Source organism: Corallibacter sp., from assembly GCF_048381695.1.
In the GTDB taxonomy this organism is placed as follows: domain Bacteria; phylum Bacteroidota; class Bacteroidia; order Flavobacteriales; family Flavobacteriaceae; genus Corallibacter; species Corallibacter vietnamensis.
Genome location: NZ_JBLXHI010000001.1, coordinates 87,229 through 104,259, shown reverse-complemented (window position 1 = coordinate 104,259; position 17,031 = coordinate 87,229). Strand labels below are relative to the sequence as shown.

Annotated in this window: 22 protein-coding genes and 1 pseudogene; 18 read left to right on the top strand and 5 right to left on the bottom strand. The window is 32.3% G+C overall.

The features are described from left to right. Positions 1-244: 244 nt before the first annotated feature. Complete coding sequence (locus tag ACN5J3_RS00500; RefSeq protein WP_418510387.1) at positions 245-637, top strand: hypothetical protein; 393 nt, start codon at positions 245-247, stop codon at positions 635-637. A gap of 47 nt (positions 638-684) precedes the next feature. After that, a complete protein-coding gene (locus ACN5J3_RS00495; RefSeq protein ID WP_418510386.1) occupies positions 685-1,125 on the top strand; it encodes a JAB domain-containing protein in 441 nt (146 codons plus the stop codon). A 70-nt stretch (positions 1,126-1,195) separates the two neighbouring features. Here the strand turns inward: ACN5J3_RS00495 and ACN5J3_RS00490 are convergent, their stop codons facing one another. Then, complete coding sequence (locus tag ACN5J3_RS00490) at positions 1,196-1,429, bottom strand: helix-turn-helix domain-containing protein (RefSeq protein ID WP_418510385.1); 234 nt, start codon at positions 1,427-1,429, stop codon at positions 1,196-1,198. Between the two features lie 198 nt (positions 1,430-1,627). Here ACN5J3_RS00490 and ACN5J3_RS00485 point away from each other — a divergent pair, with 198 nt between their 5' ends. From ACN5J3_RS00485 to ACN5J3_RS00470, 4 genes are all read left to right on the top strand, one after another. Further along, positions 1,628-1,954 carry a hypothetical protein gene (locus ACN5J3_RS00485; protein ID WP_418510384.1) on the top strand — a complete coding sequence of 109 codons (327 nt, stop codon included), beginning with the start codon at positions 1,628-1,630 and terminating at the stop codon, positions 1,952-1,954. Between the two features lie 12 nt (positions 1,955-1,966). Further along, a complete protein-coding gene (locus ACN5J3_RS00480) occupies positions 1,967-2,764 on the top strand; it encodes a hypothetical protein (RefSeq protein WP_418510383.1) in 798 nt (265 codons plus the stop codon). 141 nt (positions 2,765-2,905) lie between these two features. Continuing rightward, positions 2,906-3,271 (top strand): hypothetical protein, encoded by a 366-nt coding sequence (locus ACN5J3_RS00475; RefSeq protein WP_418510382.1) that lies wholly within the window; start codon positions 2,906-2,908, stop codon positions 3,269-3,271. 85 nt (positions 3,272-3,356) lie between these two features. Continuing rightward, complete coding sequence (locus ACN5J3_RS00470; RefSeq protein ID WP_418510381.1) at positions 3,357-3,710, top strand: hypothetical protein; 354 nt, start codon at positions 3,357-3,359, stop codon at positions 3,708-3,710. 237 nt (positions 3,711-3,947) lie between these two features. Here the strand turns inward: ACN5J3_RS00470 and ACN5J3_RS00465 are convergent, their stop codons facing one another. Further along, positions 3,948-4,361: a DUF6691 family protein gene (locus tag ACN5J3_RS00465; protein ID WP_344726906.1), complete on the bottom strand. Its 414-nt coding sequence runs from the start codon at positions 4,359-4,361 to the stop codon at positions 3,948-3,950. A 4-nt stretch (positions 4,362-4,365) separates the two neighbouring features. Beyond that, a complete protein-coding gene (locus tag ACN5J3_RS00460) occupies positions 4,366-4,920 on the bottom strand; it encodes a YeeE/YedE family protein (protein WP_418510380.1) in 555 nt (184 codons plus the stop codon). A gap of 455 nt (positions 4,921-5,375) precedes the next feature. Here ACN5J3_RS00460 and ACN5J3_RS00455 point away from each other — a divergent pair, with 455 nt between their 5' ends. The 5 genes and pseudogenes from ACN5J3_RS00455 (at position 5,376) to ACN5J3_RS00435 (ending at position 7,930) form a co-directional block, all read left to right on the top strand. Continuing rightward, on the top strand, positions 5,376-5,561 hold the full coding sequence (locus ACN5J3_RS00455; RefSeq protein ID WP_418510379.1) for a hypothetical protein: 186 nt from the start codon (positions 5,376-5,378) through the stop codon (positions 5,559-5,561). Next, positions 5,525-6,457: a hypothetical protein gene (locus ACN5J3_RS00450; RefSeq protein ID WP_418510378.1), complete on the top strand. Its 933-nt coding sequence runs from the start codon at positions 5,525-5,527 to the stop codon at positions 6,455-6,457. Before ACN5J3_RS00455 ends, ACN5J3_RS00450 begins: the two co-directional genes overlap by 37 nt. A 137-nt stretch (positions 6,458-6,594) precedes the next feature. Continuing rightward, positions 6,595-7,035 carry a T9SS type A sorting domain-containing protein gene (locus ACN5J3_RS00445; RefSeq protein WP_418508774.1) on the top strand — a complete coding sequence of 147 codons (441 nt, stop codon included), beginning with the start codon at positions 6,595-6,597 and terminating at the stop codon, positions 7,033-7,035. 257 nt (positions 7,036-7,292) lie between these two features. After that, positions 7,293-7,448 (top strand): annotated as a pseudogene (locus ACN5J3_RS00440) (T9SS type B sorting domain-containing protein); the annotation flags it as partial. A gap of 269 nt (positions 7,449-7,717) precedes the next feature. Beyond that, positions 7,718-7,930: a hypothetical protein gene (locus ACN5J3_RS00435; RefSeq protein ID WP_418508773.1), complete on the top strand. Its 213-nt coding sequence runs from the start codon at positions 7,718-7,720 to the stop codon at positions 7,928-7,930. On the opposite strand, the gene ACN5J3_RS00430 is transcribed toward ACN5J3_RS00435, so the two are convergent. After that, positions 7,920-8,510: a riboflavin synthase gene (locus ACN5J3_RS00430; protein ID WP_418508772.1), complete on the bottom strand. Its 591-nt coding sequence runs from the start codon at positions 8,508-8,510 to the stop codon at positions 7,920-7,922. The two genes, ACN5J3_RS00435 and ACN5J3_RS00430, sit on opposite strands and share 11 nt — an antisense overlap. Before the next feature lie 63 nt (positions 8,511-8,573). Here ACN5J3_RS00430 and pdxA point away from each other — a divergent pair, with 63 nt between their 5' ends. The 6 genes from pdxA (at position 8,574) to accC (ending at position 13,612) form a co-directional block, all read left to right on the top strand. After that, on the top strand, positions 8,574-9,620 hold the full coding sequence (pdxA, locus tag ACN5J3_RS00425; protein WP_418510377.1) for a 4-hydroxythreonine-4-phosphate dehydrogenase PdxA: 1,047 nt from the start codon (positions 8,574-8,576) through the stop codon (positions 9,618-9,620). Positions 9,621-9,693: 73 nt separating this feature from the next. Continuing rightward, a complete protein-coding gene (locus ACN5J3_RS00420) occupies positions 9,694-10,233 on the top strand; it encodes a YceD family protein (protein ID WP_418510376.1) in 540 nt (179 codons plus the stop codon). Between the two features lie 8 nt (positions 10,234-10,241). Then, the gene (rpmF, locus tag ACN5J3_RS00415; protein ID WP_053970851.1) at positions 10,242-10,445 is read left to right on the top strand and encodes a 50S ribosomal protein L32; all 204 of its coding nucleotides are present in this window, start codon (positions 10,242-10,244) and stop codon (positions 10,443-10,445) included. A 169-nt stretch (positions 10,446-10,614) separates the two neighbouring features. After that, positions 10,615-11,610 (top strand): beta-ketoacyl-ACP synthase III, encoded by a 996-nt coding sequence (locus ACN5J3_RS00410; RefSeq protein ID WP_418510375.1) that lies wholly within the window; start codon positions 10,615-10,617, stop codon positions 11,608-11,610. 37 nt (positions 11,611-11,647) lie between these two features. Next, positions 11,648-12,139, top strand: a complete 492-nt coding sequence (gene accB, locus ACN5J3_RS00405; RefSeq protein WP_418510374.1) for an acetyl-CoA carboxylase biotin carboxyl carrier protein — start codon at positions 11,648-11,650, stop codon at positions 12,137-12,139. A 120-nt stretch (positions 12,140-12,259) separates the two neighbouring features. After that, complete coding sequence (gene accC / locus ACN5J3_RS00400) at positions 12,260-13,612, top strand: acetyl-CoA carboxylase biotin carboxylase subunit (RefSeq protein ID WP_418510373.1); 1,353 nt, start codon at positions 12,260-12,262, stop codon at positions 13,610-13,612. A 33-nt stretch (positions 13,613-13,645) separates the two neighbouring features. Here accC and ACN5J3_RS00395 read toward each other — a convergent pair whose 3' ends face one another. Then, positions 13,646-14,167: a hypothetical protein gene (locus ACN5J3_RS00395; protein ID WP_418510372.1), complete on the bottom strand. Its 522-nt coding sequence runs from the start codon at positions 14,165-14,167 to the stop codon at positions 13,646-13,648. Between the two features lie 96 nt (positions 14,168-14,263). On the opposite strand from ACN5J3_RS00395, the gene ACN5J3_RS00390 reads away from it, so the two are divergent. After that, a complete protein-coding gene (locus ACN5J3_RS00390; RefSeq protein WP_418510371.1) occupies positions 14,264-17,005 on the top strand; it encodes a reprolysin-like metallopeptidase in 2,742 nt (913 codons plus the stop codon). Positions 17,006-17,031: the final 26 nt, after the last annotated feature.

Below are 17,031 nucleotides of genomic sequence, written 5' to 3'. Positions count from 1 at the left end.
CTAATGAGATTAACTATGATATAAAATTTTTTTAAAATTTTTTTCTCATTTCAATAGTTCAAGCTCAAACTACCCTGGCTAAACACCCCCACTAACATCAGCGAAAGGGATACCTCTCCCTTTGTGTGTATTCCAAAATTTTTGTTGTCAGCAAGAATTATAACAAGGTGATAGCTGTTATTCTTTTGTTGATGGTAGATGTATTGGGATTCAAATCAAATGTTCAACTCAAAATTTTAAAATCATGGTACGAATTGTAAACTTTAATGAAAGACAATCAGATGATGGTTCTACATTCTTTGCTCTAACTATTCAAGGTGGGGTGGAATTAGTCCAAAGTAGAGAAACAGGTAACTTCTATGCAACAACAAGAAGAACCTCAATTCCTTCAACTTTTGATGAAGAAACCTGTAAAGCTCTTTTAGGCTCTGAAATACCAGGTCAGATTGTCAAGAAATCTTGTGAACCTTATTCCTTTACTATTAAGGAAACTGGTGAAGTTGTAGAACTTTCACACAGATTTGAATATGTTCCAGATGCACCATCAGCAAGGGAAGATATGAGTGAATCTACTATTGATGATTTTGTAAGCAGTGAAGCTGTAAAAGAAGAAAATCATCCTTTAATAGCAGGTTAGATTAATTAACGCCCAAGATGTCAAGTTTTGGGCTTTTTAATTTTTAAATGATGAATACAATTAAAGAAATCAAGGTTTCCTATACATCAGGAAATACTAATAAAGTTAAAATCAGGCATAGTAAAGATTCTTATGAGTTGCTTAAATCTTGTTGGAATATGAACACCATAGAATTACAGGAAGAGTTCAAGGTCTTGCTATTAAATCGTAATCATCAGGTATTGGGTATTTATCCTTTGTCAAAAGGTGGAGTTTCAGGAACTGTTGTAGATGCCAAATTGGTATTTAGCGTAGCTTTAAAATGTAATGCTTCAAGTATTTTGATGGCACATAATCATCCATCAGGAAATTTAAAACCAAGTGAAACCGATTTAAGATTAACTAAAAAATTAAAGGATGCTGGGAATCATTTAGACATTCAGGTACTTGACCATATAATCATTACCAAAAATGATTATTACAGTTTTGCAGATAATGCTCAAATGTGATTGAGGTCAAAACACACCATTTTCAAGAGCTTTTTAGAGTAAATCCAAAAACAGAGATTATTATAAATAGCTATTTTTTGTTCTTTTTAAAATCAAGGAGTTCAGAGAGGGAGACAGATAACCTATCAGCAATTTTACTTAAAGTGTAGATTGTTGGATTAGTGTTACCAGCTTCAATGCGACTAAAGTTTGACTTTTCTATGTTACAAGCTGCTGCAATATCTTGTTGCTGAATCTTCTGTTTTTCTCTCAACTCTTTAATACGTTTACCAACAGCTATTTGTAACTTCTTTTTGTCTGTCATTTCTATGATTAGTTGACAAACAAAGTTGTTGTTTATGATAACTATTTGGTTATCATAAATGATAAATAGATATATTTGTTTAACACCATAAAACTTATACTAATGAATTATTTAATTAAAGGAATTTTATTATTGGTTGTTGTGTGCTTGTTTTTTAGCTGCAATGATAACAAGAAAGAAATAGTTGCTAAATATTATATGCAGAATGTAGCAGAAGAGACTAACAAAAAGGCAAATTTACCTGCACAAGTAGATGAATATACAATTGCAGATAAGGTAAGATATGATGCTGAAAGCAACACTATAATTTATAGTTATAGATTGTCAACTTCTGAATACAGTATTAATGATTGGATAGAGCATCTAAAAAATGTTGAAAAGGAACAAGTTAATAATGCTAAAGAGTTGCACAGTGATAATGAATATTATAAGGCTCTTGAAGTAACTATTGAATCAATTTACAAGGATTTGAATGGTAATGAGATTTATCGATTTAAAATTAAGCCTGAACAATACCTTAAATAAACTACAACAAAAATGACTTATAATAATAAGAAAATTTCATCAGTCATTATATTAGTTTCAATCCTCATGCTTGTCTATGGCTTGATTACTAAAGATTATGATGGGAGCTATTTTAACAACAAGCAAAAAATCCCACCTTTAGACTTATTTGATGTTAGTTTATTTGGATGGGATGTTGATTATAAAAATTACATGTTGTTTTTTATAATCATTTTAAGTGTTGGTGCGTACTTGTATATATTCAAAACAGATGAAAGTTTAAAGACTGTTTTTAAGGGCTTAAATTTTAAACCAAAGATGCCTAAAGTATCTAATGAGTTAAAATTAAAGTATAAAAAATATGAAAAGAAACATACTCAAACTGTTGAAATAAGTAAGCAAGATAATAAGCAAAATAACATAGTTACTCTTGTTGAAGTTGTTACTTTTTTAGCAATGGGATTCACCTTTTATATGGGGGTGGAAACAGGGTTTTCATTGTGGTTCTTCATCATCTTATCATATTTCTATTATTTGGTTTGGAAACCAAAATCAATAAGACAGATACTAATAAAAGCAATTTTATACCCATTGATTTTTATGATTTTATTTACTCTGTCTGAAAGTAGTAGGGTAATATATTTCAGCTTCTTTTATCAGATGTCAAGGCATATCTTACCTTATTTAATATCAGTTATAGTTATTTTCTTTACACAAAGGCACAAACTAAATAATCAACCAAGTTTTAGTTTCCGAAACCCATTGTTTTGGATTTCATTACTATGTTTAATTGTAGCTGCCTTAACTATGGTAGTAGATTATAATATTTAATACTTGCCTATTGTAGATTACATACAAGAATTTGAATCCCTTCCTTCTGATGGTATTTACAGTTTGGCTACAATAGAATGGTGGTTACTGAAGTACCAGGATGAATGCAACAGGATAAAGGAAGAAGAATCAAAACGTTTTATGTACTTCATAGATGGCAAATGGGTTAGATTACCAGATTACTTTGATGCCAGAACCCCAAATGAAAAGTTTTTGAAAATCTATGATTCACTAAATAAGATTACAGATTTACATAAACAAGAAAGTTACTTCAAACAAGAAATGGCTATTTATAAGAGTCTAAAAAATGACTCTGAAAAAGTAAAGGAATGGTTAGCCAAAAATGAGTATTTAGGAGCAGAGAAGTATTTCATGTTTTCACTTGAAAATGATGGTGGAATAAATGTAGATAGAAAGGATTTCAAATATACCATTCAGTTTAAGGAAACTTTTGACAGCATCTATTGGGATTTATTGGAAGAATTGGAATTAGAAAGACTCAATTGATTTTTATAAACATTAATATTTTGCCACTTGTGTCAAACACTAATATAGCACTTTGACACAGGTGGCATTTTTATATCCAGTTGTTATGAAAAAGAAAAGACTACCATTTACAATTGGAGAACAATATGAACTCCATGAATTTGAACTTGTTGAAGTTGAGACCGTATTAATAGGCGACTATGAATATGATGTTTATAGATGTAGCAAAAAACTATTTGATAGTTTAGAACTTGATGGGTTAATAGATGTTAAACTATACTATAATGCAGATATTTTGGCAAGGGTTGATTATTATTTCAAATTTGACTATGTTGAATTAATCTCTAAAATCCAATTACCATCAGGAAAAGGAAATATTCAGTTTATCGTAAATTTATATGATGGTTGTTGTGTAATAATTACAGGGTTAAAGTATAAGTTCATTTTTAATTCAGGTTAAACATAGGTTAAACATTTTACCTAATAAATGTCAAAATTTATTAAAATCTGAAACATCTTAAAATTGTAATCGCAACAAAACCAAGCAAATATAAATAAGGGGCATTAAGTGTTACATATATGACAGTGCCTCATAATCAGAAAGTCCCTGGTTCGAGCCCAGGTGGGACCACTACTAGAAATTGCAAAGCCTCACAATACTGTGAGGCTTTTTTTGTTACATAGTGTATGTGAATTTTTAATGCGGCAGTTTATTTTTTAATAAACCGTATAGAAAAGTTCCTAAAACAGCTGCAATTATAACAATAAGTATTGATAAATAACCAGCGCCAGCCAATGTAAACATTGGTCCAGGGCAAGCACCCGCTAAAGCCCAGCCTAACCCAAAAATAATACCTCCAAAAAAGTAGCGACTAAAGCTTTTGTCTTTAGGGTTAAAAGTGATTTTTTCTCCGTAAAACGATTTTATTTTAAAACGCTTTATGATTTGCACCACAAGTATTCCTGAAACTAGGGCAGAACCAATAATGCCATACATATGAAAGGATTGAAACTGAAACATCTCATAAATACGAAACCAAGAAGCTGCTTCAGATTTAAACATTGTTATTCCAAAAAGAATACCTATAAATAAAAAAAATAGTGTTCTCATAGTTTTAAAAGATTAAAGGGAAAATAAAATGTACCATTAGTAAACCGCCAATAAAAAAACCAATTACAGCTATTAAAGAAGGTATTTGTAGGTTGCTTAAACCAGAAATTGCATGCCCAGATGTACAGCCACCAGCATATCTCGTACCAAAACCAACCAATAAACCACCAATAAATAGTAAGATAATATTCTTCACGCTTAATAAATGAAGACTAAACAACTCTTCAGGCAAGTATGATTTTCCTGCGCTATTAAAACCCAAGTCATTTAGGTCAGAAATTGTTTCAGCGCTAATAGCAACGTTGCTAGTGTTACTTAAAAATTGAGAAGCTATAAATCCACCAATTACAGCGCCAACAACAACGGTTAAGTTCCATTTTTGAGTTTTCCAATCAAATTTGAAAAATTCAGACTTGTTTCCCGCTCCACAAATAGTACATAATGTTCTTAAGTTTGAAGACATACCAAAGTTTTTTCCAAACATTATTAAAAGAAACATAATAAAAGCAATCATCAGTCCAGAAATATACCATGGCCAAGGTTCGTAAATCCAATTCATGTATTTAGTTTTTTTACAAAAATACATATTCATGATTTCACGCTAAGTGACATAAGTTACAAAAGCACATTTCTTGTAATTATTATAATCTATTTTACTTTTTAATTAAGTGCGGATAATCAGTTAATTTTTTAAAAAATATTACGGTAATCAATGTAAAACCGGAAAAATATTCAGTAAATCACTTGTTTTTAGCTAAAGTTAACAAAACACTAACATATTAATTTACTTTTCTGTAAATCAGTGTTTTAATTGTCTTTTTTGCCTTTCAAATTTCGGTAAATGCTAAACATACAAGCTATTATATATGGTATATGTGTTAATATATTTATCACTAGCAAACACAACGTTAATTTTTGAAAACCAAGATATTTTAGTGGTTGAAAATGAATATGATTGACTTCTTAAACAGGTAATCAAGAAATTAATAAATACTAACTAAATTTTAATTCGAAATGAGAAAAATTACACTTTTATTATTAACACTTTTTAGTGTTGCTGCATTCTCTCAAGTAGAGGTTGTAGAAAATTTTGATAGTGCTTCAAACAACGGCCAGGTTAGTGGCTGGACCGATGTTGGTTTTAGCACAAGCACATCTGCTCCTTGTGGTGGGTCAGGATTAAGCGAATTTGCAATGTAGCTTTAGGAGGAACAGCTTCACTTACAACACCTCTTTATTCTGCAATTACAAATAATACAGATTTAATTGTAAGCTTTGATTATAATATTTTTGAAGTAGTTTTTGGTTTTCCACCATCGTTCAATGCGCCACCAGCTGGTTGGGTATCTATAGTGTTAGAATACACTGTTGATAATGGAGCAAACTGGACAACAATCACAACAATAAATGATGCTTCTTTTACATTCGTAGATATGACGACATGTGTTTCAAGTGGAGTTATAAATATAGGCACACTTGCTGCTGGCAATGATTTTCAAGCACGTTTTTCTATAAACAATGGTTCAGATGTAAACCTTTCTTTTTCAATAGATAATGTGTCTTTATTACAATCAGCAACAACGGTTCCTAATTGTGATGCTGTAATGACTTCTGCGACAACAGAAGTTGAACTAGATACTTTATTAGAGTGGAGTTCTGCAACAGGTATAGCAACAGGATACAAAGTGTATGTTGGAACAGAAACAGGATTAACAGATGTAGTTAATGGAGACATAATTACCGAAACAAGCTATAGTTTAACTGGTTTAACTTACGAAAAGGATTATTTTGTAACAATCGTACCTTTCAAAGGGTTTGGAGACGCTGCATCATGTTCTGAAGAAAGTTTTGTAGTACGAAGTGCTCCACTAGTTGGTGCAACATGTAGTAACCCAAAAGAAATCACGTTTACAGGAGGTTTTTATGTAGATGTTGCTGATACAGCAAATTCAGCTTGTTCTACAGGAGATAGTAACGACGTGTGGTTTAGTTTTGTGGCAGATGGAAATACAATTGTAGTTGAGTATTTAAACATAACAGCTGCTATAGGAGATGGAGGTACTATTCAATCGAAGGATCAGCTTGTGGCTCTTTAACAAGCGTAGGCTGTAAAGAAGGAAATTACGCTATATTTAGTGGGTTAACAGATGGAAATACGTACTATATTCGTAATTACACAAGATTAGGTATAAACTATGCTCAAAACTATGACATATGTTTAAAAACACCACCAGTGGCATCTGTTAATGATGAGTGTGCTAATGCAACAACACTAACTGTTTCTACTGATAAAACATGTAATAATGGTTTGGTAGGAGAAAGAACAAGAGAGCTTGTTGCAAATCAAACGTATTTAGTAGCTATTCATGCCTCTAGCAGTACTGCAGAATTTTCTTTAATGGCTTATTCAGATCCTTCATTAAGTGTAGAATCTTCAAACGATTTTAATTCGTTTAAGTATTATCCTAACCCAGTTGTGAATACTTTAATGATTGAAGCAGCAAACACAATGTCTAAAATTAGCATTTGTAATCTTGTTGGTCAAGAAGTTGTAAGAGTAACTCCAAACGGCTTAAAAACACAAGTTAATATGAATGATTTAAATAACGGAGTTTACTTTGTTACAGTAAACATTGGTAACTCACAAAAAACATTTAAGGTTATAAAAAAATAGTGTTTTCAAAAAAAAACACTTGCTTGATTAATTGTTATGAAGCTTGAGAAATTTATTTCTCAAGCTTTTTTTATTTAAAAAAAGTATCGTTTTGGGCGTTATATAAGTTGCGTTGCATTAAAAGTATAGTAATCTTTGTATTTTTATTTTTTTCTATGTCCTTTTTGAATACTTTTTAAGCAAAAAGCAGAGAGGAATAACTATTCGAAACCTATATTTGTAAATTTAACAAGACCTAAAAGTATTTTGACCGTTATGGTAAGGTGTTGGCAAACATAAAGCCTTCTGGACCAGGATGGGATGGTACTTATAAAGGTTCTAATTTAACGTATTCAGATTACTGGTTTGTATTGAGTTATGAAGAGTATGGACAGCCTAAACAGTTTAGATCTCATTTCTCTTTAAAGCGTTAATTTTTATATGTTTTTAAACTCTTTTAAGTATAGATGTTTTAAAACAAAAACAGGTATCTACTTACGTATCTGAAAGATGCAAATGTTCTCATAACAATTATTTAAAGCAGAAATGTTTTATTTGTTTTAAAAAAACATATATTTGAGCTTTATAAAAGCAAACGAAAAATCGCACACTTGTGTTTTTTATCGATGTTTTTAGCGTTTTAAAGATGTTTTATATCTTTTTTATTTTGCAAAATCATGTTTTTTTATACATTTACTAACAGATGATTATACAAAACAAAAAAATACTTGCCTCAATCTTATTTGTTTTAATAAGTTTTGTTTGTGTAGCTCAAAGCGTACCAGAACCAGTTGATGCTAACAGACCACCGCCACCACCTGGACTTCCAATAGATGCAGGAGTATTAGTAGTAGCGGGAATAGGCTTGGCTTATGGAGCTTCTAAAGCGTTAAAAAATAATAAGGCTAAAGGTTAAGAGAAAATAGTTTTTTTACGTATTTCCCAACTACGTCAAATTCTAAATTTACTTCTGTGCCAACTTTAAAGTCTTTAAAGTTTGTGTGTTCATATGTATAAGGAATAATAGCAACACTAAAGCTGTTTTCTTTAGAGTTTACAACAGTTAAACTTACTCCATTTACCGTTATTGATCCTTTTTCTATTGTTATATTGTTGAGTGATTTATCGTATTCAAAGGTGAAAATCCAACTTCCAGAAGCTTCTTCAATACTTTTGCATATGGCTGTTTGGTCTACATGGCCTTGAACAATGTGTCCGTCTAATCTATCATGAAGTTTCATGCCTCTTTCAAGGTTTACAGAGTCATTAACTTTTAGAGTATTTAAGTTTGTTTTATTAAGAGTTTCTTCTATTGCTGTAACCATATAATCATCTCCGTCAATTTTTACAACAGTCAAACAAACACCATTATGAGAAACACTTTGATCTATTTTTAATTCAGAAGTGAAATTAGAAGACATTGTTATGTGAATATTATCAAGCTCTTTTTCAATATGTTGAACAACTCCTATATCTTCTATGATTCCTGTAAACATAAGTACGAATTATTTAGTTAAATTTGCGTTTGTAAAATTACAAACAAAAGTTATCATAACTAAATGAAGAAGGAAGAAAATATCATAGTAGGAATATCAATTGGTGACTTAAACGGTATAGGTCCTGAAGTTGTTTTAAAAACATTTCAAGACGCTAGAATGCTAGAGTTTTGCACACCAGTAATTTTTGCTTCGGCAAAGACAGTGTCTTTTTATAAAAACCACCTTAATTTAGATGTTAATTTTAATGGAATCAACCAATTAAATCAAATTGTTTCTGGAAAAATTAATGTTTTCAATGCTTGGAACGAGAATGTAAAAATTGAGTTTGGAGTAGAAAACCCAAAAAAAGGAGAGTTTGCCATTAAATCATTAGAAGCAGCAACAAAAGCGCTTAAAAATGACAACATAGACGTTTTGGTAACAGCGCCTATAAACAAGCATAACATTCAGTCTAAAGACTTTAATTTTCCAGGACATACAGATTATTTAGCAAAAGAGCTACAAGGAGATAGTTTGATGTTTATGGTTACAGAAACATTACGCGTAGGGCTGCTAACAGATCATGTACCTGTAAAAGATGTGTCAAAACATATATCTAAAAAACTGATTGTAAACAAAATAAATACGGTTTATAATTCACTGCAAAAAGATTTTAAAATCGGGAAACCAAAAATTGCAGTTTTAGGAATAAATCCACACACAGGAGATAATGGTGTTATAGGGAAAGAAGATGATAATGTAATGAGACCAACACTAAAACAAATTAAAGATTCTGGAAAGTTAGTTTTTGGTCCCTATGCTGCTGATAGTTTTTTTGGGTCAGATAATTATCAAAAATTTGACGCCATTATAGCATCATACCACGATCAGGGTTTAATTCCGTTTAAAACATTATCCTTTGGAAAAGGTGTGAATTTTACCGCAGGTCTCAATAAAATAAGAACCTCGCCAGATCATGGTACAGCTTATGAAATAGCAGGAAAAGGCATTGCAGATGAAAGCTCATTTAAAGAAGCCGTATTTATGGCTTTAAAACTGTTTAAGAACAGATTAGAATATGATGAGCTTCATAAAAACCCTTTAAAAGTGCCACAAAAAAAGATATAAACAAAAAAATGTTTATAAGTTTAAAAAGCTAAAGAATATTTTATATATTTGCAGGCTCAAAATTAGATGGATAATGAAGTTACTAAAAGAGTTTACAATTCCATTTGTAGGACTAAAGCTAGGGAAACATCATTTTGAGTATCATATAGATAATTCGTTCTTTGAACATTTTGGGTATGAAGAATTTAATAGCTCATCAGTTGGTGTAAATGTTGAATTTGAAAAGAAGACAACATTACTTGAGTTAAGTTTTGAAATTTCTGGAACAGTAAATGTAAACTGTGACGTTACAAACGAAGCGTATAATCAAGAAGTTTCAAACACATTCAATTTGGTTGTTAAGTTTGGCGAAGCATACAATGATGAAGAAATAGATATATTAATTATTCCACATGGAGAATATGAAATAAATATTCAACAATATATCTACGAACTTGTAGTGCTTTCTGTTCCAACAAAACGTGTACACCCAGGAGTAGAAGATGGTACATTAGATTCTGAAATACTAAAAAAACTAGAAGAATTAAGCCCTAAGGCAGATAAAAATAATACAGAAGGAGACGAAACAGATCCTCGCTGGAATACTTTAAAAAAACTATTAACGGATAAATAAAATAGAAAATGGCACATCCTAAAAGAAAAATCTCTAAAACAAGAAGAGATAAAAGAAGAACACACTACAAAGCAACTGTACCACAAATTGCTACGTGTCCTACTACAGGAGAAGCGCACTTATACCACAGAGCTCACTGGCATGAAGGTAAATTATATTACCGAGGACAAGTATTGATTGACAATTCAGAAGCCGAAGAAAATTTAGCATAAGTATTATGCATGCATATATTAAAACGCTCTCTCATGAGCGTTTTTTTTGTGATAAATTTTTATAGATGCCAAAAACGACTTAATTTGCATAAAATTAAGCCTAAAAAATCTGTTTTTAGCACATTTTGTGTTACAAACAGCTGTTTTTGGTAAAATTAAACAAAACATTATGAGTAAAATCTCAGCAGCAATTACAGCTGTAGGAGCCTATGTGCCAGATTATGTGTTAACCAACCAAATTCTAGAAACAATGGTTGACACCAATGACGAGTGGATTACCACACGTACAGGTATTAAAGAACGAAGAATTCTTAAAGAAGAAGGAAAAGGAACTTCTTTTTTAGCTATAGAAGCAGCAAAAGACCTTATAAATAAAAAAGGTATTAATCCTGAAGAAATAGACCTGGTAATTGTTGCAACAGCAACTCCAGATATGAAAGCTGCCGCAACAGCCGCATATACAGCATCACAAATAGGCGCTGTAAATGCATTCTCTTTTGATTTAGAAGCAGCATGCTCTAGCTTTCTTTACGGGATGTCTGTAGCTTCTAGATATATAGAATCAGGCAGATATAAAAAGGTTTTACTTATAGGTGCTGATAAAATGTCTTCAATGATCAATTATGAAGACAGAGCGACGTGTATCATTTTTGGAGATGGAGCTGGTGCAGTGTTATTTGAACCAAATGAAGACGGATTAGGACTTCAAGATGAATATTTAAGAAGTGATGGAGCAGGAAGAGAGTTTTTGCAAGCAACCTACGGAGGTTCATCATACAAAATAACACCAGAAGCTCTTGAAGAAGGTAAACACTACGTATTCCAAGACGGCAAAACAGTATTTAAAAATGCTGTATTTAATATGGCAGATGTGGCAGAAAAAATACTGAAACGTAACAACCTTACAAATGAAGACATATCATGGTTAGTGCCGCATCAAGCAAACAAACGCATTATTGATGCAACAGCCAATAGAATAGAATTAGAACCAGAAAAAGTAATGATGAACATCCATAAGTATGGAAACACAACATCAGCAACTTTACCTCTGTTACTTAACGATTACGAATCTCAACTTAAAAAAGGAGATAAACTGATATTTGCTGCATTTGGTGGCGGATTTACATGGGGATCTATTTACCTAAAATGGGCCTACAATTCCTAAATTAACAAAAAAACAAATTTTTAATATCTAAATAACTATGGATTTAAAAGACATTCAAAATTTAATAAAGTTTGTAGCTAAATCAGGTGCAAGCGAAGTTAAATTAGAAACCGAAGATGTAAAAATCACAATTAGAACAGGTAGTGATGATAAAGAAACAACAACCTACGTTCAACAAATACCTGTAAATGCGCCTGTGGCTCAAGCAGCTCCTGCTGTTGCTCAACCAGTAGCACCTGCACAAGCGCCAGCAGCTGCAGCACCAGCTACTAACGCAGACGATTCAAAATATATTACAATAAAATCTCCAATCATTGGTACATTATACCGTAAACCATCTCCAGATAAACCAGTATTTGTAGAAGTTGGTCAAACAATTAAAGAAGGTGATGTATTGTGTATCATCGAAGCGATGAAACTTTTTAATGAAATAGAATCTGAAGTTTCTGGTAAAATTGTAAAAGTTTTAGTTGACGATTCTTCACCTGTAGAATTCGATCAACCATTATTTTTGGTAGATCCATCATAACCAATTTAAAGATTCCAATTCTCACCTGATTAAACAGGACTCAAAAATTCAGTATTTGAAATTTGTCTAAAACAATAAAGACAACGAGTTTGGAATTTGAAATTTTTAAAAACACAAGTTATGTTTAAAAAAATACTAATTGCCAATAGAGGTGAAATAGCACTACGTGTTATTAGAACCTGTAAAGAAATGGGCATAAAAACAGTAGCAGTATACTCAACAGTAGATGCAGAAAGTTTGCATGTTAAGTTTGCAGACGAAGCTGTTTGTATAGGTCCTGGGCCAAGTAGTGAGTCATATTTAAAAATGTCTAATGTTATTGCGGCTGCTGAAATTACCAATGCTGATGCAATACATCCGGGTTACGGGTTTTTATCAGAAAACGCAAAGTTTTCTAAAATCTGTGAAGAGCACGATATTAAATTTATTGGTGCCTCTGCCGATATGATAGACAAAATGGGGGATAAAGCCTCTGCGAAAGCAACAATGAAAGCTGCAGGAGTACCATGTGTACCTGGAAGTGATGGCATTATCAAGGATTTTGAAGAGTGTGAAAAATTAGCAGAAGACATAGGTTACCCAGTAATGCTTAAAGCAACTGCTGGTGGTGGTGGAAAAGGTATGCGTGCCGTATGGAAACCAGAAGACTTAAAAAACGCGTGGGATTCTGCTAGACAAGAATCAAAAGCTGCTTTTGGTAATAACGATATGTATATGGAGAAACTTATTGAAGAGCCAAGGCACATTGAAATTCAAGTGGTTGGTGACTCAAGAGGAAAAGCATGTCATTTGTCAGAAAGAGATTGCTCTGTACAACGCCGTCATCAAAAATTAACAGAGGAAGTGCCATCGCCATTTATGACAGATGCACTTAGAAAGAAAATGGGTGAAGCTGCTGTAAAAGCTGCAGAATTCATAAAATATGAAGGTGCTGGAACCGTAGAGTTTTTAGTTGATAAACACAGAAACTTCTACTTCATGGAAATGAATACACGTATTCAAGTAGAACACCCAATTACTGAACAAGTAATAGACTTTGATTTGATTCGTGAGCAAATATTAGTAGCAGCTGGTGTTCCAATTTCTGGAAAAAATTACACACCAAATTTACACTCAATAGAATGTAGAATTAATGCTGAAGACCCTTACAATGATTTTAGGCCTTCACCAGGAAAAATAACAACGCTACATGCTCCAGGCGGGCACGGAGTTCGTTTAGATACGCACGTATATGCAGGATATATAATTCCACCTAATTACGACTCTATGATAGCAAAGTTAATTACTACAGCTCAAACTAGAGAAGAGGCTATAAGCAAAATGAAACGAGCACTTGATGAGTTTGTTATTGAAGGAATAAAAACTACAATACCTTTCCATAGACAGTTAATGGATAATCCAGATTATATTGCTGGAAATTATACAACAAAATTTATGGAAGATTTTGAAATACAACCTCAAGAAGAAGAATAAACAAAAAAAGCTCTGAAATTTCCAGAGCTTTTTTTATATCGAAAAATCATCTTTTATGTATGTGATAATTTGAGGAACTTCAAAAGTTTTAAAGCTTAACTCTAAACTATAATGCTTGTCACTGGTTTTTTCTATCTTTAAATTACCAGATAAAATATTGTAGTAGCCCGTTTGTCCTCTACAAAAACATAATCTAGCATAAGTAATATTTGCTTTTTTTAAATCGGCATCAGAATAATTAACTTCTAGATTCCTAGGGTTAAGTTCTATATATACTAATTCTTTGTAGCTGCTATCAGCTGTATTCTGAATTTCATTTCGTTTATACTCAAATTCTATTAAAATATTGTTACTATCAGTTATTTGAGAATAGGTTGCGCCAAATTCATCTTCTTTAATTTTAATAGATTTATTTTTTAGAACAGTCAACTTGCATTGTCCGTCTTCAGGACATATAGAAACCGTTTTTTCGTCTTTATTACCCATTAACTTATCTTGCTTGTTGGCACAAGATAAAATAGAGGCAAAAACAAAGGTTAAAAAAAGTATTTTCATATTAGTAAAGTATCGTAAATAGGGCTTCTGTATGTTAAAACTTTGTCAGTTTTAAAATAACGGAGTATTTTTATAAAATTAATAAAAAATTAAAACATGAAAAATAATTACACTAAGTGTGGTTTGTTTTTATTAGCTGTAATATTTACTGCTAACTTTTATGGTCAAAACAAGTCTTTTTGGTCTAAAAAAGATAAAAGTAGTTTTGCTAATAAAGAGCTAACCATAAGAAAAACAGAGCCTAAAAAAGGAGATTTTTATCAGTTAGATATAACTGCTTTAAGAGGTAGTCTTGAAAGTGCACCAGCAAGATTGGGTAATTCAAGAATGAAATCAAATACAATTGTAGATTTTCCTACAGCAAATGGTAATTTTGAGTCTTTTAGAGTGTCTGAAGCATCAGTATTACACCCAGATCTTCAAGCTCAATTTCCAGAATTAAGATCTTATGTAGGACAAAGTATAGAAAATCCTGAAACAATTATCAGATTTAGTGTTACAAACCAAGGATTACATGGTATGTTTTTATCGTCTGAAAAGGGAACCCAATTTATAGATCCTTATTCTACAGATGGCCGCGGATACATTGTTTATGCTAAAAGAGACTTACCTAATTTAGAGGATAGTTTTGTTTGTGAGTATGTTGATGATGAACATTTAGATTTAGAATCTGATTTTGATGTTCACGCAGCAAGAAATGCAAATGATGGGAACCTACGTACGTTTAGATTAGCATTAGCATGTACTATTGAGTATTCTTCATTCCATTGGAATGCTGCAGGTATTCCTGCTTTATCTCCTGAAGCTGATAAGAAAGCAGCTGTTTTAGATGCTATGGTTGTTACTATGACACGTGTAAATGGTGTTTACGAAAAAGAATTTTCTATAACTATGGAATTAGTACCTAACAACCTTGATGTAATTTACATTGGTTCGGACATTTATAGTAATGAAAGTGGATCTGCTATGTTAGGTCAAAACACCACAGTACTAAATAGCGCTATTGGTTCTGCAAACTATGATATAGGTCACGTATTTAGTACTGGCGGCGGTGGAATTGCAACTTTAAATTCACCTTGTACTTCAAATAAGGCCAGAGGTGTTACTGGATTAACAGCACCTGTTGGTGATGCTTTTGATATTGATTATGTGTGTCATGAAATGGGCCATCAATATGGAGCGCCACATACATTTAACAGTGTTTCAGGAGGCTGTGGTGGCGGAAATAGAACAGCATCAAATGCTTATGAGCCAGGAAGTGGATCTACAATTATGGCATATGCTGGTATTTGTGCACCAGATAACGTTCAGTCAAATAGTGATGCATATTTCCACCAAAAAAGTATACAAATGATTTGGTCTAATGTTTCTATAGGAAATAGTAACTGTGGTGCTTTATCAGCAACAGGTAACTCTGCGCCATCGGCTAATGCAGGTGCTGATTACAATATCCCGATGTCTACTCCTTATAAATTAACAGCTTCTTCAACAGATGCTGACGGTACATCAACTCATACATATACATGGGAACAATATGATTTAGGTACAGCAGGAGTTCCTTTAGAAACAAGTGCAACAGGTCCTGTTGTTCGTTCTTTTGCAGGAACAACAAATCCAACGAGATATATTCCTAATATACCAGACTTATTAGTTTCTGGAGGATCTACAGCTTGGGAAAAATTAGTGTCTGTTAATAGAGATCTTGACTTTCAAGTAACTGTACGCGATAATGATCCAAGAGGAGGACAAACAGCATCAGATGGTATGACAGCAACAGTTACTACAACAGCTGGCCCATTTGTTGTTACATCTCAAAATACTGATCAAATTGTATGGACACCAGGACAAATGGAAACAATAACTTGGGATGTTGCAGGAACTAATGCTGGCTTAATCGGAGAGTCTAATGTAAATATATTACTATCTACATCTCAAAACCCAGATGCTGAATTTACAACAGTATTAGCATCTAATGTACCTAATAATGGAACTTATACAATTACTGTTCCTAACGTAAGCGCACCGTATTGTAGAATAATGGTAGAGGCAGCTAATGGTATATTCTTTAATGTAAACGATAACTTTTTTGCAATAGGAAACTATTCTTATGTACCAGGGAATGTATGCCAAGATTATGTGTTTAATGCTGGAATTTTATTAGAGGAAAATGGAACAAGTTTTAGTGGCTATTTATTAGATATAACAGATAATGTAACAATAACAGATGTTAATGTAAGTGTTGATATTACTACAACTAATGTTGATGAAATTCGTACAGCATTAAGAGGACCTTTTGAGACCGAAGGATTCCACAGATTAAGTTGGGGAGGCTGTGATAGTTCTGAAGACTTAATTGTAACCTATGACGATGAAGGAAATGCTATTGACTGTGGAAACACAAATGTTGGAGATAATATTATACCTACTGATGCATTGAGCTTTGCTGATGGAGAGAGTTCTCTTGGAGAATGGGTATTTTATGTAGGAGATGTTCTAGTAGATGGAAACCGAGCTACCTGGAATAGTGTTACTTTAACAATTTGTGAAGAAGGAGGGTTTATTCCTCAATTATCTACTAACGAGTTTAATTTAGAAGACTCTTTCTCTGTTTATCCAAACCCAAATAACGGTGATTTTAATATTAAATTAAATGCAGGTAATGAAAATGTTGACGTACAAGTTTACGATATTAGAGGTAGACTAGTATTTAACAAAGGTTACAAAAACACAGGTGCATTTAATGAAAACATAAATTTAGGAGATGTACAAGCTGGTATGTATTTACTACAAGTAAAATCAGGTTCTAAAACCGTTACAAAAAAGATTGTTGTAAAATAATTTTTTCAGTAAAATAAACTTAAGAA

Coding starts and splice junctions, on each gene's coding strand:
- ACN5J3_RS00455 (WP_418510379.1), top strand. CDS start 5,376: ATGAGAAAAATTACACTTTTATTATTAACACTTTTTAGTGTTGCTGCA.
- accB (WP_418510374.1), top strand. CDS start 11,648: ATGGATTTAAAAGACATTCAAAATTTAATAAAGTTTGTAGCTAAATCA.
- ACN5J3_RS00485 (WP_418510384.1), top strand. CDS start 1,628: ATGCAGAATGTAGCAGAAGAGACTAACAAAAAGGCAAATTTACCTGCA.
- ACN5J3_RS00475 (WP_418510382.1), top strand. CDS start 2,906: ATGTACTTCATAGATGGCAAATGGGTTAGATTACCAGATTACTTTGAT.
- ACN5J3_RS00480 (WP_418510383.1), top strand. CDS start 1,967: ATGACTTATAATAATAAGAAAATTTCATCAGTCATTATATTAGTTTCA.
- ACN5J3_RS00410 (WP_418510375.1), top strand. CDS start 10,615: ATGAGTAAAATCTCAGCAGCAATTACAGCTGTAGGAGCCTATGTGCCA.
- ACN5J3_RS00500 (WP_418510387.1), top strand. CDS start 245: ATGGTACGAATTGTAAACTTTAATGAAAGACAATCAGATGATGGTTCT.
- ACN5J3_RS00395 (WP_418510372.1), bottom strand. CDS start 14,167: ATGAAAATACTTTTTTTAACCTTTGTTTTTGCCTCTATTTTATCTTGT.
- rpmF (WP_053970851.1), top strand. CDS start 10,242: ATGGCACATCCTAAAAGAAAAATCTCTAAAACAAGAAGAGATAAAAGA.
- ACN5J3_RS00390 (WP_418510371.1), top strand. CDS start 14,264: ATGAAAAATAATTACACTAAGTGTGGTTTGTTTTTATTAGCTGTAATA.
- ACN5J3_RS00495 (WP_418510386.1), top strand. CDS start 685: ATGATGAATACAATTAAAGAAATCAAGGTTTCCTATACATCAGGAAAT.
- ACN5J3_RS00420 (WP_418510376.1), top strand. CDS start 9,694: ATGAAGTTACTAAAAGAGTTTACAATTCCATTTGTAGGACTAAAGCTA.
- ACN5J3_RS00465 (WP_344726906.1), bottom strand. CDS start 4,361: ATGAGAACACTATTTTTTTTATTTATAGGTATTCTTTTTGGAATAACA.
- pdxA (WP_418510377.1), top strand. CDS start 8,574: ATGAAGAAGGAAGAAAATATCATAGTAGGAATATCAATTGGTGACTTA.
- ACN5J3_RS00460 (WP_418510380.1), bottom strand. CDS start 4,920: ATGAATTGGATTTACGAACCTTGGCCATGGTATATTTCTGGACTGATG.
- accC (WP_418510373.1), top strand. CDS start 12,260: ATGTTTAAAAAAATACTAATTGCCAATAGAGGTGAAATAGCACTACGT.
- ACN5J3_RS00470 (WP_418510381.1), top strand. CDS start 3,357: ATGAAAAAGAAAAGACTACCATTTACAATTGGAGAACAATATGAACTC.
- ACN5J3_RS00430 (WP_418508772.1), bottom strand. CDS start 8,510: ATGTTTACAGGAATCATAGAAGATATAGGAGTTGTTCAACATATTGAA.
- ACN5J3_RS00490 (WP_418510385.1), bottom strand. CDS start 1,429: ATGACAGACAAAAAGAAGTTACAAATAGCTGTTGGTAAACGTATTAAA.
- ACN5J3_RS00435 (WP_418508773.1), top strand. CDS start 7,718: ATGATTATACAAAACAAAAAAATACTTGCCTCAATCTTATTTGTTTTA.